18 protein-coding genes and 2 pseudogenes are annotated in these 14631 nt (G+C 36.2%); all 20 read right to left on the minus strand.

The annotated features are described in order from the left end of the window. Positions 1–266: 266 nt before the first annotated feature. Positions 267–809 carry a GNAT family N-acetyltransferase gene (locus tag GQS10_RS13850; protein ID WP_243735156.1) on the minus strand — a complete coding sequence of 181 codons (543 nt, stop codon included), beginning with the start codon at positions 807–809 and terminating at the stop codon, positions 267–269. A 90-nt stretch (positions 810–899) separates the two neighbouring features. Next, positions 900–1406: a hypothetical protein gene (locus GQS10_RS13855; RefSeq protein WP_166243144.1), complete on the minus strand. Its 507-nt coding sequence runs from the start codon at positions 1404–1406 to the stop codon at positions 900–902. A 41-nt stretch (positions 1407–1447) separates the two neighbouring features. Then, positions 1448–2059, minus strand: a complete 612-nt coding sequence (locus tag GQS10_RS13860) for a hypothetical protein (protein ID WP_166243146.1) — start codon at positions 2057–2059, stop codon at positions 1448–1450. 52 nt (positions 2060–2111) lie between these two features. After that, positions 2112–2747 (minus strand): type 1 glutamine amidotransferase family protein, encoded by a 636-nt coding sequence (locus GQS10_RS13865; RefSeq protein ID WP_166243148.1) that lies wholly within the window; start codon positions 2745–2747, stop codon positions 2112–2114. Between the two features lie 56 nt (positions 2748–2803). Further along, positions 2804–3193: an ACT domain-containing protein gene (locus GQS10_RS13870; RefSeq protein ID WP_166243150.1), complete on the minus strand. Its 390-nt coding sequence runs from the start codon at positions 3191–3193 to the stop codon at positions 2804–2806. Between the two features lie 135 nt (positions 3194–3328). Next, positions 3329–4045, minus strand: coding sequence for a hypothetical protein (locus GQS10_RS13875; protein WP_166243152.1), 717 nt, complete (start codon positions 4043–4045; stop codon positions 3329–3331). Between the two features lie 76 nt (positions 4046–4121). Beyond that, positions 4122–4693: pseudogene (locus tag GQS10_RS13880) on the minus strand (histidine phosphatase family protein). A 109-nt stretch (positions 4694–4802) separates the two neighbouring features. After that, positions 4803–5228: an NUDIX hydrolase gene (locus GQS10_RS13885; protein ID WP_166243154.1), complete on the minus strand. Its 426-nt coding sequence runs from the start codon at positions 5226–5228 to the stop codon at positions 4803–4805. Between the two features lie 205 nt (positions 5229–5433). After that, the gene (locus GQS10_RS23180) at positions 5434–5793 is read right to left on the minus strand and encodes a GNAT family N-acetyltransferase (protein ID WP_341805067.1); all 360 of its coding nucleotides are present in this window, start codon (positions 5791–5793) and stop codon (positions 5434–5436) included. A 154-nt stretch (positions 5794–5947) separates the two neighbouring features. After that, positions 5948–6457, minus strand: coding sequence for a DUF4303 domain-containing protein (locus GQS10_RS13895; RefSeq protein WP_166243156.1), 510 nt, complete (start codon positions 6455–6457; stop codon positions 5948–5950). A gap of 78 nt (positions 6458–6535) precedes the next feature. After that, positions 6536–6937: a hypothetical protein gene (locus GQS10_RS13900; protein ID WP_166243158.1), complete on the minus strand. Its 402-nt coding sequence runs from the start codon at positions 6935–6937 to the stop codon at positions 6536–6538. Between the two features lie 431 nt (positions 6938–7368). Beyond that, positions 7369–7830 (minus strand): hypothetical protein, encoded by a 462-nt coding sequence (locus GQS10_RS13905; protein ID WP_166243160.1) that lies wholly within the window; start codon positions 7828–7830, stop codon positions 7369–7371. Between the two features lie 1255 nt (positions 7831–9085). After that, a pseudogene (locus GQS10_RS23185) lies at positions 9086–9256 on the minus strand (CPCC family cysteine-rich protein); the annotation flags it as partial. Positions 9257–9452: 196 nt separating this feature from the next. Beyond that, on the minus strand, positions 9453–9959 hold the full coding sequence (locus GQS10_RS13915; RefSeq protein WP_166243163.1) for a GNAT family N-acetyltransferase: 507 nt from the start codon (positions 9957–9959) through the stop codon (positions 9453–9455). Positions 9960–10487: 528 nt separating this feature from the next. Then, the gene (locus GQS10_RS23795) at positions 10488–10700 is read right to left on the minus strand and encodes an ankyrin repeat domain-containing protein (protein ID WP_166243165.1); all 213 of its coding nucleotides are present in this window, start codon (positions 10698–10700) and stop codon (positions 10488–10490) included. A 46-nt stretch (positions 10701–10746) separates the two neighbouring features. Further along, positions 10747–11166 (minus strand): hypothetical protein, encoded by a 420-nt coding sequence (locus GQS10_RS13925; RefSeq protein ID WP_166243167.1) that lies wholly within the window; start codon positions 11164–11166, stop codon positions 10747–10749. A 360-nt stretch (positions 11167–11526) separates the two neighbouring features. Then, positions 11527–12183: a nucleotidyltransferase domain-containing protein gene (locus tag GQS10_RS13930; protein WP_166243169.1), complete on the minus strand. Its 657-nt coding sequence runs from the start codon at positions 12181–12183 to the stop codon at positions 11527–11529. Positions 12184–12366: 183 nt separating this feature from the next. Then, complete coding sequence (locus tag GQS10_RS13935) at positions 12367–12864, minus strand: NUDIX domain-containing protein (protein WP_341805068.1); 498 nt, start codon at positions 12862–12864, stop codon at positions 12367–12369. A gap of 196 nt (positions 12865–13060) precedes the next feature. Then, on the minus strand, positions 13061–13669 hold the full coding sequence (locus GQS10_RS13940) for a nucleotidyltransferase domain-containing protein (RefSeq protein ID WP_166243173.1): 609 nt from the start codon (positions 13667–13669) through the stop codon (positions 13061–13063). A 205-nt stretch (positions 13670–13874) separates the two neighbouring features. Further along, complete coding sequence (locus GQS10_RS13945) at positions 13875–14603, minus strand: phosphotransferase (RefSeq protein WP_166243197.1); 729 nt, start codon at positions 14601–14603, stop codon at positions 13875–13877. Positions 14604–14631: the final 28 nt, after the last annotated feature.

The following is a 14631-nucleotide window of genomic DNA, read 5'->3' on the forward strand; positions in this document are numbered from 1 at the left end:
GAAGGCGTCCTCTTATTCATCAAAATTCTTTTCTTCGCCTATGGGACCCATTTAGCTACTTCTTCGAAAAAATTTTACTTATTTTTTTCCAGGCTTCATGATAGAAGTCACTTAAATATTTGTTGACCAGGAACCGTACCAAGCTAAAGATCAGTGAAAAAAGAGCTATAAATAACAATAATTTAAATCCTATGTCCATGTCGATTTCTTCACTCCATTTCCATATTATACATAAATATGGATATCCAACCTATCATTCAACGACCTCACATTGGTATTTGTGCTCTGATGAATTGAGTCACATCATTTTTTGTTATAGTGTAGTAATAAAGGTGATCTCGTAGCTCCTCCGATTTATGAAACCCGAGCCTCTCTAACAGGGCTTGTGATCTTTTATTGGCCTGCTCAACCGTAGCCTCAATATAATCTAACGACATCTCTACAAAGCCATATTCAAGTAGTACTAAAACGGTCTCCCGCATCAATCCCTTGCCCCATTCTTGCTTAACTAAATCGAATCCAATTTCCGCTTTCCTTATCTCCCCTAACTCCAGACAATGATAACCACAAGTCCCTATAAATTTGTCGGTATTCTTATGAAACAATCCCCATCTGCAACCTAAGTCTTTTTCGTGGAACTTAACTATTTCCTTTGCTTCTTCAATATCCTTGCATGGTTCAATGTCCATAAACTCAGTTATTTCAGGATCCGAAAAATGCTTATAAACCTCTTCCGCATGTTCTTGTGTTAATGGAACTAAATATACTCTATCCGTTTCTAGAGGCGGATACTTATGATCTGATCTCATCATACACTTCCTCTTTCTAACTACCATGATTGAAATTGTATTGGATCACGTTCGTGTCATTACTAATCCTCGTCAATACAAGTATCCACCTTAGTTCAGAATTTGTACGATTTTATTGTCATCAACGATTTCAAATCGGGCTTTATCATGATTTATAACACTCGCCGCTTCCGTAAAATCAGCTTGTTTTCTGCGTAATGTAATATCTAGCACAACTTCTTCTCCTCTAACAAAAACGAGCTTATTTAGCGACTCATCATCTAACGGGTGATCCCCTAATATGGTCTTATGATCTAATAAATATCCAAAGTACGAGTGGGTTGTCCATGAACGGCCGATCGTTTCCTCCATCTGCTCTCTAGATGTATAGGGATAAAAAATATACATTTTATCCCACATAAAATCGGTTAGTTCATTCATATCGAAAGGCTTTTTCGCTTCTATCGCATGAGAAAGCCTCTTTTCAAACTCATCATTATAGTTACTACTAACTTTAATTTGTAAATACGGGATAAAACTAATCGAAAAAGGGACGACGAGTACGATCAGTAATACAGATAGAATAACCGTTTTTTTATTGATTTTTACACTCCTCACTCCTCTCTATGTCACCTACATTAGGTCCCTTGGTTAAAAACTTAATTTGTTAGAATAGAAATAGCAAGCAACAAGAGAAGCGCAGGTACCATCACGATGGCTAGAAGAATTAGAATCGAAGTAGAGAGTTTCTTAAAAATCGAGCCTGGCTTTACATGTTGCTTTAACGAGAATTCTGGCGGCAACTGAATCGAATTTATTGGGCTGACTTCAATTGGAGTAATTGTACTTAAGTGACTTTCAAAATCCTCGTATTCACCCAGCTGATTTGGCACAAAAAGAGACTTTTGCGGATCGACCGTTTGAATCGTGAATCCCCCAGCTGCTTTCACTATTCTTACTACATCTTTTTTTAAAATCTCGACGTCTGGAATATTTACTTGTGTCTTCGTTATGGATTCATTGGACACAGTAATTTTAAAGCTTATCCAATCTCTTCTTATATTTAGAATTTTTATCGTTTCTTTTATGACTCTATATAATATTAAAATCAAGATAAAAACAAATAAGATTCTCGATATGAATGCTTCATTTATTTGTGAACTAATGACAACAAATATCACAATAGGAAGAATGGCTGAAATAATTGAAAAAGGTATTGCCTTCTTATAGATGTTGAGTAAATCCTCTCTCTTTAACGTATATTCTCTCAATCCTAATCGTCCTTTCGTATGGGTGGGATTACCTCTACATTGCAAGGTTAGATCACTTCATCGATTCCATTAATTCATTAAAATATTTCGATTCTTTTGTTTTATGTAATTGATACCACGCTTCTATGGTTTCCTCTTTCATGACGTTACTCTTTTTGAATACCTCGTACGAGAATTCCAATGAAGCGAGTCCTGTGGCCGTTATTACATTGTCATCTGCCACTGCTGGGGCATCTACATAATGAGAGCTTCCCGTGTAATCAGGACAAGACATTTTTAAATAGTCCTTATCGTTACTCGTGTGCTTTCTATTATTTAACAAACCAAATTGAGCTAATGCTACTGTAGCGCCGCAAATCGCTGCCACGATCACATTCTTATGAATAACGTTGGATACCACTTCTAAAATGTTTTTATGTTCCTCATCCATCCAGGTATTTGCTCCAGGAAGGACGAGCATATCTCCATCTTGAAAATCGACCTCATGAAGTTCCTTATCGGGTATGATCGTTACTCCACCCATTGTTTTAATTGGCTTCAAAGTATTACCGATCCATACAAGCTCTAATTTTTTATTTTTAGCAAAAAACCTCTGGCTATTGAATTCGGCGGTTATATAACCAATTTCCCAATCTGCTAACGTATCCAGAGCATATATATAGCATTTTTTACCCAATTCGTTTGTCATTATTTTCCTCCTATTGAATCTATTCATATCAAGGATTCATCTTTACTTTAGAATACTCAATATGGTTTGTTTATTTCATGTCCTTCGTTAATAAGTACCTCTATCGCTTTCTCAATATTTTCCGATTTTATTAATAAGTAATCTGTATTAAATGTAGATATAGCAAATATACTAATTTTATGTTCAGCTAAAGGTCTCAATAGTAATTGGAGAATACCCGTTAAACTAAAATCGAGAACACCTTCTATCTTCAGACAGTTCCATGTTTTTTCTATGTTTTTCATCCCTATTGGTACTTTATCTTCATTACACACTATTGATAATTCGTCTGATGTATAAGTAATAGATAAGAGCCCGCCATCAAATTCTGATGCCCAGCTTGGTATAGCTTCGCCTGCTTGTAATTTGACTATCGCATAATTCTCTTTTAGTAAACTTAGCCTCATCAGGTTTCCTCCAAATTCTTATGCATTGTCCTGAATTACGATTTCTTTCTTCATATAGTCCCTTTCTCGTTCCGTTTTTGTGCACCGATTTTCCATAACATTCTTGCATGCACGAACTACTGTAGCTACATTTCCTCAGTTAAATGTGCCTACGATTTTGATCACTTTGTGATCCTTAAAAGTAAACTTCGTTCCGATATATTCCGCATTACTATTAAAAGTCGACCAAACTTCACTATCATCTTCGCCAAGCTTTCCATAAGCAAGCTGTACGTCCGAGCGTGATGAACCAATGGAGATTCCTCTATCATTCATAAAAACAGGTTTTGTCAGCACGTAATAATTTCCCGCTTCAACAAAACCAATTTCAAGGCCATCCGTCTGATATATTGTTGAATATTCGTCTTTTGTCGTAACACTCATGGTGTTTGTTAAATCTCTTAAGCCTTCCTTAGATAAATTATAAATAGAGTTTATCCCAATTAGCTTCTTTTCAAGGGGCAAGCCTCTAAAGATCAGATAGGGAGGATATTCATCATCTACTCCATAAAACTCTTTCATAAAATCTGCCGAAACGTAGGTTCGCCCCTCGTACTCCAAAATATAATCTTGATGATCAATAGAGAGGGAAGAACCATCAATACTCAATTCCCCGCTCGATTTTTTCTTAGGTTGCTTATTCGACAATCTCGTGATCTCTTGCTCTAATTCTTTGATTCTGCTTTGCAGTTGACTATTCTCCTCTTTATATTGAGCTATCGGATCATTGCTAGTTGCTAATTGGGAATGATTCACTTCACATGAAGTTAATAGAAGCATCAGAAGCATAAGTACGAATGCTTTCGAATTCATCTTTTACCTCCACTATTTATTGAAAGTCTTACGAATTCTCTTACTGGCTAGGTTGATCTTCATCTCTCATGCTAAATCAATCTTTCCATACTCTTTGAACATCAATGAGTTTCTCATTGTCAAATGTCATCTTGTATATATCTGGCTTTGTCATATTCATTAAAAAATCATAGTCAAATTTACGATCAAAATGTTCCATCATTAATGTCATGACGCTCCATGAGAGCCGATCACCATTTTTTGACCACGATATTTTTTCAGAATTTCTTTTAGAACAGCAACTGCTCTTGTTTGACATCCCGAAATTGTTTCGCCTCCTGGCGAAGGCAAATCTCGTTCTTTAAACATCTTGGTTACTAAGGGGTACAGTTCATTGTCAGGCATGATTTTGTCATCGGATAAAAATACTACCTCTTTAAGGTCTTCAAATATTTGTATTTCCTTACCTACTGCCTCCGCTAAATCTTCTATTGTCAATATAGCTCGCAAATAGGGACTCGTGAAAAAGCGATCCATGCTTTCATGCCTTAACAACTCAGTTATACGGTTTGCATCGGTCTTCCCCTTATCCGTCAATCCACGAGATCGTTCACTTCCATCCACTTTCGGTGATTCGCCATGTCTTACCATATAAATATGTGTATTCATCCCAGCTGCCCCCTTCTCTATCCAATCATTGTACACTAAAACATCCATAGGAGGAATAACTTGGTAGTTAATCATCCTTATTGACCAAGCGGCTGAGCCTTCTTGATCCCTATATATTCTGAGTATCCATAAACTCAACACAAAATGGTTGCAATTCAGGTTTTAAACAGTACTCTATTCTTTGTCTAAAATCTTTCCATTGTACTTTATTGAGCGCTTCATCGATCGGGAAAAAACCTACATCCAAGCTCTCCGATGATTTAGTTAATTCCCCGATAATTGGCTTTGCTAAAAATAAGGTGTTGCAAATGGAATTCCCTATATTCTGAAAGATTCCGCAAAATTTAATAATTTCTATATCAATTCCAGACTCCTCTCTTGTTTCTCGGATTGCCGCTTGGCTTAACGACTCTCCTTCTTCTACCTGTCCACCGGGCATCTCCCAGCCTCGTCTCGGTCCTTTTATAAGTAATAATTCATTCTTATCATTTACAACAATAGCTGCAGCAGAAAGGATATGTTTTGGTGGTTTCATTCTTTCGCCCCTTTTGATTTTTTATATACGATTACAGAAGACTCTTTAACATATGGATGTCTAAGGGTTCTTTTGCGAATAACTCTTCGTCAACCTGATCCGTTAACACACTTCCATTGGATATGTAGAATGAAACCGCTGATCTTGTTTCAGTAGAGGAGATGTATAACCAGTTAGCCCCTCTGCTTCTCGCTTCATTACTTAGTTACTCTAGTATCCGAGTACCTATACCTTTTCTTCTATAAGATCTAGAAACATACATGAGGTCAACCTGTAATTGATCATTTGATTGTCCTCGAAACATATGGGCCAATACCCCAAAACCAATTAGTTTCTCATTGTCATAGGCTCCGATGGCAAAACCGGCATTCTCTAGTTCATATGCGAAGCGAGATTCAATTTCCTTAAGCATTTGATTAGACCAATTTGGACATTCGTGACCAATATTGTTCACCTCGATTAATTGGCCATTATCCATTTTATACATGAGATCAATGTATTCCGACCGATCAATCTCACATAATCTGTTAACTTCATGTATATCCATTTCTTTATAAAGAATCACCTATATGACTCCTCTCATTTAGTTGGGTTCCCTTCGGAGATAAATGGGCAAAACCCACCTTCGGATGCAACCTAGTGGTGGGTTTACTTTCTCTTGAAGTGTATTCTAATGTAGTTTTAAAGCTTTATCTCGAATTACTTCCGTTACTATGCTTCTAAGCAAATTCTGAAGCATATTGTTCGTATACCTTTAATGTATTAAGCTTTCTTGCTGACTCAGTCATAATTTCGTTCGAGGAGTCACTAACACAAATGACAATAAATCGATTATCATTTTTGTTCCCAAACAACCCTTCAGCCTCAAGCTCCATTAGTACATTCAATGATTCTTTTAACAATGTGTTTACCCGATTATCAAAGCTATCCTTGACTGTTTCATGATATTTCTTGATCATGTTGTTGACTTCATCAAATAATCCGAAATCGTCCCATTCGTCCCACTCCACAGCTCCGTATCGATAGTAATTGTACAAGGGATCTGATTTATTCACTTTAATAGATCTTTCTTTGTTCGCAACTGGCCCCATACTCGTAACGCAATCGTCTGTAAATAAGGAGTATCCGTATATGGTTTCATCACCGCAGCGAGATAATAGTTCTTTATAATGGCTGGAAACTGCATTTTTGAGCTCAGTATGTAAGTTTTCAATAAGCTGTATATTCACTTATTCATGACTCCTGTCTTAAATGTAAGGTTTCTTTTAAAGCATTATCCGCTCGAAACTCTTGCAGCAATATAAGACCTATTCTTCGATCTTAACTCCCTTTTCTCTTACCAAACCTAGAAATTTCTCTTGATCAACCGACAAAAATATCTTCTCCGGGAAATTCTTGTTGTTATGTATGAGTTGCAAGCCTCTATAAGTCAGTTTTATACATATAATTTCGGAATAACTCATTTGTATTTTTTTATAATAACTTATTATTAGAAACGTCTGGTAAAACCTAACCTGAACAAAAGGATACGAAAATTTACTTGTTATCATTCCGTTCTGAAATTGAGCTCCACCCGTTAAAGTACTTAGTAAATCAGCTTCTCTCTCAATATCAATGAATTCGTTCCTTTTCTTGATCATCTGCCAAAATACAATACCCACAACGATCGGTACCAATATAGCTCCTATAACAACTAGAATCTGCTCCAACTTTTCACCCTCAAAGCGATTATTTTATATTCTTAGATTGCTGTCATGGCTAATATACCCTTTATACCATTTGTAAGGTATAGAAAATCTGTAACAAGAGCAGTTAACTTCACCATATATAATTATTCCAGTCCTGAAATTGTTTCTTTAACATGTTTATAATCATTTCTCCACCGAAAGTAATTGTGTCTTCGTGAGAACAGTACACCATCCATTCTAGATCCCTCTTAAACCAATATCCTTCTCCACCATTACCGTACCCAGGTCGTAGATAACATTCTAAAATACGATTTTACTTTTTCTTCACTTATTATCTCCTTATATTTATCTGGAACGTATTGATGTGTCATTTAATTTCCCTCGATTAATTCTCCATGACTGTTATTGGTATTAAAGCACTCTCGTGTTTCGTTATAAGACCATACATCTAGCTAACTTCCGTATGATTGTTCTAATTCACTTTTTATTTTTTGAATATCTTCTAGCAATGTTTTAACTAATATTTCATTAGAAGGGTCACTTATATCTTTGATATTTAACTTATTATGGTAATCCATATCTATTTTCATTATCTTGCGCACAAACTCCTTCTCAATCTGATTAAAACTATCATCATCAAAATACTTATTTTTAAATGTCCTTTCCGTTTCCGTATATAAATCTAAATGCACATATACTTCTGCCATTATATCTAACATGACATTACTATTATTATAAAAGGCCTGAGAAATTCTATTATTTACAGTTTCACTCTTCAATTCATATGGTATTTGTGGCACAGGTCTCAAAACATCTAATGATAGTAGAGAATAACTTATTGAACTTATCACGATACCTAATACTACGTAGTAATACAAATAGTTGATAAAATGACGTTTGAACTCAGTATTCAATGTTTACTCCTTTTAAGTGTTTTCAAAAATTCATCTAACGTTTGAGCATTCATGAAGCCTCTGGACAATCTTATGATGCACAACGTTAAGGGACGGAATTTCGTCTCATCCGCCGGATCAAAAGTAACTTATCACATATACAAAAGAATCATTCCACCATGATCCTTGTTTTCTGTACAAGTCTAGTGTTAATACTACTCTAACCTTTTACAGTTACTTCATAGTCAGGTCCTAGGATTCTTTTTAGTCCAAAAGATTATTATAACCAGATCAATTATGACAAACAAAAAAAATGTAAATATAGGATATGGCGGTACAGTAAATGGATACAAAAATAGAACGAAAAAGAAGCTTGACTCTAATTCATTAACAGATAAGAATAATAGAATCATATACCAGATTAAATTTACAATTCCAAAAGCGTAAGTGACTTTGTATCCATAAAAACCCAAAACAGATACAATAACACCAAATACACTTAATACAATGTATAAAAGTAATGGAAATCCAATATCAAAGGAACGATATTTTAGTTCCTCAATCCAACTAATAATTGTGGCGATTATTACTAATATATTTACCATCAAATATAATAGTTTGTTATTCTCTGGTCTGTAAAGGGAGGTAATTAATTTTTTCATATATCATCCTCTTTCAGTTGTATCGCATAACTTCTTTCATTCACGAACCCGAGAACCTTAAGGGAGCGAATCCATCGGCCGTGACACGGTTGGTTCGCAGGATTGTATGCCTGAATTCTCTTGCCACCCGAGGATTCTCTTGCATACCAAGGGTCGCTAGCCCACCGCTTGATTCATATGCCACCGATACGTGAATGCTGCATTAGACGAAGTGCATGATTTTTCTATATATTCAAGTATTCCATTACTTTCCTTGTGAATATTTCCTCGATACTAACTAATTCGTTTTGTGCATCTACATCCGATAAATCGTGGATCTCTTTATAAATTGAAAAAAACTCATTCGGATCTTTCCGTCTTTTTATCATTATATATCTAATAATCAGTTCTCGATCCTCATCCATAAAACTGTAAATCTCTTGAAAGTCAAAAACAAATTTGCTATCACTTATTTGAGTAAATCCGAGGTATAGCCCAAGTATTTTATTAATGGGAAGATCTAATGCATAAAATATTCTTGCAATCTCAACTAATGGCATTCTTCTAATGTCTTTGATATCTTTGGGACCTTCATATTCAAAAGCAGGTTCACTAGGCATACCCATATTGATTTCAAACAACTTTTGAGCTTGTCGTAATGAAACTTTGTTAGCTCCACCTTCAAAATCCGGGTCATTGTATTGTATTGGATCATCTTGCCAATAACACACTTCGCAAATTTCAAATGTTCCCGGCGGTTTAATGTTTAATGATTTGTAACCACAACAAGGACATGCAAATCTCAAATGCTCACCCCTATGTTATAGTTTGCACTGATTTCCGATAATCGTCTTACTTTCACCAACCCTTACCGCATAAAAAAACCAATGCGTCCGGCCGGGATGTGGTTAGTCGGCAGGGTTGTCACCTGATCCCGCTTCCTGAAAATGCCTCTCAGCGCCCAAGGCTCGCACAAGGTGCGGCCCGCCCGTGAATCTGGTGTTATCGGATGTTATCGCCATCTTCGAGTTGGTCTCTAAGAATGAATTCCATTCTTCTGCTCCTGGTTGTCAAACCCATGGATTCATAAAACCTTATTGCATCTTTATTGAATTCGGATACCCCTAATTCTATACACTGAGCAGAAACACCTTTTCCAAAGTCAAGAATGTAATTCATTAATTCTTTTCCTAATCCGTTATTCCTGTATTTTTCATCAATACAAAAATCATCAATTGAAATGTATTTTCTGCTTCTATAGATCTGTCGATTGGGAGGAAGGTTTATTCTCAAGACCGAGTACCCAACCACCTTGTCTTCAACTACAACAACAAAAAGCTTGGATTTCTGATCCACAAGCAGTTTATTAAAATAGTCATTACTCATAGGACACGGATCCGGGGCATAAATATCCGGACGTTCTTTCACATGTATTTCATGAATTTGAGCCACTAATCTGGCCACTTCATGATAATCGGATAAGATTGCTTCCCTTATAATACTGTTCATTAAGATCTCCTGGTTTATGATTTTGGGTTGATTTCCGACAACGCTCTTGCATTCGCGAACCGATAGAGTGTCCGCTGAATCAACTTCACCCAAAACTCCTCACTCGGACCTAGCACCATAACACCATTGAATTCCTTTCTATTCAAACGTTGTACATCACAACATCCATATGAACCTCTGTTTACATTACCAAGTTTTTTAAAAATAATAAATTATCGATAATAAATGCAATCACAATTACATTTAAGGTATCCTTAAGTTTCGTATGTTGCAAAAATAAAAGTCTAATTAACAACGTAGAGCAAGTAATTATTAGTACAGTGGCGAGAAGACGAAAACCTACTAATAATAAGTTTTCACTAATAGAAAATTCTGACTGACCACTTTCTAGTCTAGACTTCTCATTCATTAAGTTTGCAAAATCAAAGAAAAATTCTAAAGGAATCAGAATTATGAAACAAACTAACAATGCACATATGTAAAATAGGATTTTCATTCATGCCCGCCTTTGATTAATTGTATCGATTACTATAGCAAAGAAAACAGCTGGTCATTATTTGCTTTTAACGCTAAATCAAATGGGCGTTCCTCATTTTTATTTTTAAGATTCTTCTTTACCCCAGATTTAATGAGTAATTCTACTACGCCGGAGGTATCCTCAGAAAGATATGAACTGGCAAGCAAATGTAGGGCAGTATCTCCGTATAAATTTGCAATATTGGGGTCCGCATTATTTGACAATAAATCTACAATAACTATACTTTATTCCTCTCCTCACCTAAGAATATCAACCTTCTGTTTCAGAAAGTTCTGTTGTTCTTTGGTTAATTTTCTTTATACTTATCACTGCTTTTGTTCTCTTATAATATTGTATTTCAATATCTGTTTCCTCAACTAAATCATTTATCAAATCATTCTTCACTCTAAATTTTTTATCCTTTCCATGTTCAATCCTTACTACAATAATGTCTTTTCCCTTAGTTATTACACGACCTTGAAGAGTAGTGTAGTCCTGTTTCGCTAAATCCAGAGAAATCATTATTGCACTAAAAATAAAAAATGGAATTGGAAATAATAGCAATGTGACTAGCCAATAAGGTCTTTCTTGCAGAATATTTACAAATACTTGTATTGAGGAAGTAAGCGTCAGTATTAATGAAGTAACCAAAAATAACTGAAGAGATGCCTTTGACTTTGTATCTTTCATTCAGTCTGTCCTTTCAAAGTTTAACGTTATTTCAGGCAGGGGCTGCCGCGACTAGCGGTTAGCCAGTGCAGGGTTGTCTGCTGAATTCGCTTCCCCAAAATGCCTCTGTAGACCTTGCGCCTTCAGGCCCGCAGCTTGAATATGGTGTGATCCCATTCTCTTACCATCTCCGAGACACTTACTAAATCACTTGATTTATTATCGCGCTCATTTTATTGTTTCCTTCAATTATTCCAGTTTTTTCTATTAGTCTATTATAAATTCTTAATAGTTCTGGAACCATACTTGTCAAGGTCTTCATTATTTCGACTTCATTCCGACTACAATCCCAACTTTCAAGCATTGTTAATTGCCATGGCATTAAGTGAGTTCGTTCTCCTTCGATCTTGACCAGTCCCAACCTTCATTAGGCTGTCTATCTATCTCCATATCCCATCCTTGCACTATAAATTGTCTTATGTTATTCAGATTCGTTAGTGCATAATAATATTCCCCACGCATAACCCTTCGATAAACCTCATGAATATAGGCAAAGACCTTTCCCCTCCAACGCAATACATTACTCTGATTTACCGTGTAATGTAATGCCTCTGATTTCTTGAGGAGGTGGCTAATGATCTCTTCAGGATCAAACAAAATCTTAATGCCTTTAAGCCAGATAGACGGATGTAAGGTTTGCGTATTGTAAAAAAACACATCTACCTTTATAAAGGTATCGTAATGTGCGATTGTAAAGGGAGCTTTCGGATAATAGTCTTCAAAAAACAGAACGTTTCCCCACTCTTTTGCGAGTTCCTGTTTAGATTCTATGTATCGTGAGAGTGCTTGTTCCTGAACAACTACTCGCAAGTCAATATCAGAGAAATTGTCTTCATTGCCTAGAGCTATTGAACCACCTACAAAAATACCAATCACTTCTGGTCTTAGCTTTAATGAATGAACAATCGTTTCTAATAATGCTTTCCTGACATTAGGTAGGTTTTCATCTCTTTTGGTATGTTTTGAGTAATACTTCAATAGAATTCACCTTCTCAAATAATGTGGTAAGCAATGAAGACGAAGGCCGCATGAGTCATCCACAAAAGTCATAATCCCACCACACTGTGAACTCTTATATCTTTCTCTAGTTCTGGCGCTGCTTTTGGCGCTCCATATTCAAAGCCTTCACTTATGTCACTTAGTTTTATGATTGAATCTTATTCAAAATATCTTTGGATCTTTCAATTCTGCCCATTGAGTAGTCGGGACTTCATTACGTTCTGTTAATGTTCCTACCATAATTTCTTGTTTGAATGGATTTTGAAAATAATGTGCGAGCATTTGCTTTATTATGCTTGAGATATGTAAATCTTGTACTTTATCCTTATGTATCCAATAAACTTCTCCTTCATCAGAAGAGCGTACTTGATCCGATTTTAGTTTTCCGAAGTATACAAACTGCTGCCGGATCTCATCTTCCTTGATTCTGAACAATAAATACCTAAGTGATAATTCATAAATATTCTGCTCTTCGATTCCTGCTTCTTCGTATATCTCCCTTACACAAGCCTTCATTGGGTTGTTCAATTCATAAGGTTCAATGTGGCCGCCTACTCCACTCCAGAACTCAAAATCATATAACTTACTAGCTTGTTTCTTTATCATTAAGATGTTTTCATTATGAAAAAGAAAAGCAGTAACCATCTGCCTTATTTCCATATTTAAATCATTCCCTCGTGAAAATCATTTTTTGAGCAGATCTCATCCATTTCATATAACGTTCTTGCATTCACCAACCCTTACTTTGGCCCCGGGTCCGACGGACTGAGCCAGTGCAGGGTTGTCTGCTGATTCCATTTCCTTCGAAAACCCTCTTGCAAATCAAGGTCCGTAAGGCCCGTAGCGTGAATATGTGTTATCTGATGAACCTGCCTTCTTCAAGCTTGCTTAATTGATCTTTCCATTCTTCATTCTGATTTGTATGTTCAAGTGCTATCTTCAGCCAATTCAATTGCTTAATTGATAAGCTATAAATAATGTTCTTAAAATCCTCTTCATCGGTTAATCTGGGGGATTTTGATTTAAATAATAGCTGCCACTCCGGGGTAACGAACTTTCGACCCGCTCGATCCTGATGAACAAAATCATCCAATGACATTCTCACAGACTCATCTCTTCTATAAATTACACTTCCTTCAGCCACATCCGTAAAAAGAATTTCAACAAATTCATCACCTTTTCGTAGATGTAAACAATAATTAGGTTTCTCAATGTTCATCCCTCGACTTACCTGCTCAAATCTATCTTCTCCAAACACAACCATCTGAATATCCCAGCCGTGAAAGTGTTCTATTACTTCCTCTTTATATTGCCTAAAAATAACCAAATCCATATCTTTGTGCTCCCTAGTTTTCCTACCAAGAAACAAATCTATAGACCATCCGCCAGCAATATACCAAGGAGCGATGAAACCGTCCATGATTTCCTTTATCTTATCTAACTCTGGGCTCATTAGTGTATTCAACTCTTCACTCCTTGAACATATACATACCAGATTATTAAAACTCTACATAAACTGGATCTTGAGATACATGTAAACATGCTTCTATTCTTTCTCCTTTTGAAAAACCCCCTTATTTTTGTGTAGGTTTCACCTAACCTTCTTGCATTCACGACGTCACGGCAGCATAAGTCCGCAAGGACCTGCTGGCGGCCTTAGCCAATGGCTTCTAACGTTCCGGCATCACAAAATCCGGAGGGTTGTCCGTTGACTGTGCTTCCTCTAGTTCGTTAAAAATTCTTTCGGGATCTATAGGTTCAACAACTTTAAATAAGAAAGACCTATCATTTATATATTCTGTAATATAAGCCAAAGCATATTTTTGTTCTTCTATTAGACTAGGAATTTCTCTAATATCAGATGAGTGATGACAATAGTTTTCAATCATAAACATGATGAAGAAACATTCTAGGTCTCGAATATAATCCTTCCCTAGTTTGACTATTCTCTCATAACCTTGAATAAGTAACCGGCGATGTTTTGGATAAAGCTCCAGCAATGCAGCTGCCATATCATACAAATAGTATCCGTACCCGCATCTTCCAAAATCAATTGGGTATGGGAGTCCGTTGTTAAACACAACGTTTCCGGAATGCAAATCCGCATGAATTAATCCGTAATTCCGAGCATCTCTTTGCATGCTATCCAATTGTTGAATGATCTTATCGATGGCTTTTTGGTATAGCATCCATGATCCACCCGTTAGGAAACGTGGATAATAACGCTCTAATTTATTTATCTCTTGCCTGAAACTAGAAATCCCCCAATGAGGTCGAACAAAATTATGTGGTACATTTAAAGTTGCGGAAGCTTCATGAAGTTTCCCCATCATAACACCAATACTGAATGCATGACTTTCTGGTAACTCACCACTCCAACGCTCTCCCTCGACCTGGATCGTCTACACTTAGTTGGACAGAAAAAAT

The organism is Paenibacillus turpanensis, assembly GCF_011421635.1.
Lineage (GTDB): Bacteria > Bacillota > Bacilli > Paenibacillales > YIM-B00363 > Paenibacillus_AK > Paenibacillus_AK turpanensis.

What these genes read in the sequence shown, in the direction of transcription:
- GQS10_RS13870 (WP_166243150.1), bottom strand. Translation starts at nt 3,193, where the DNA reads ATGAGGCTAAGTTTACTAAAAGAGAATTATGCGATAGTCAAATTACAA.
- GQS10_RS13915 (WP_166243163.1), bottom strand. Translation starts at nt 9,959, where the DNA reads ATGAACAGTATTATAAGGGAAGCAATCTTATCCGATTATCATGAAGTG.
- GQS10_RS13850 (WP_243735156.1), bottom strand. Translation starts at nt 809, where the DNA reads ATGAGATCAGATCATAAGTATCCGCCTCTAGAAACGGATAGAGTATAT.
- GQS10_RS13865 (WP_166243148.1), bottom strand. Translation starts at nt 2,747, where the DNA reads ATGACAAACGAATTGGGTAAAAAATGCTATATATATGCTCTGGATACG.
- GQS10_RS13925 (WP_166243167.1), bottom strand. Translation starts at nt 11,166, where the DNA reads ATGAAAGATACAAAGTCAAAGGCATCTCTTCAGTTATTTTTGGTTACT.
- GQS10_RS13875 (WP_166243152.1), bottom strand. Translation starts at nt 4,045, where the DNA reads ATGAATTCGAAAGCATTCGTACTTATGCTTCTGATGCTTCTATTAACT.
- GQS10_RS13935 (WP_341805068.1), bottom strand. Translation starts at nt 12,864, where the DNA reads ATGGAAATAAGGCAGATGGTTACTGCTTTTCTTTTTCATAATGAAAAC.
- GQS10_RS13885 (WP_166243154.1), bottom strand. Translation starts at nt 5,228, where the DNA reads ATGAAACCACCAAAACATATCCTTTCTGCTGCAGCTATTGTTGTAAAT.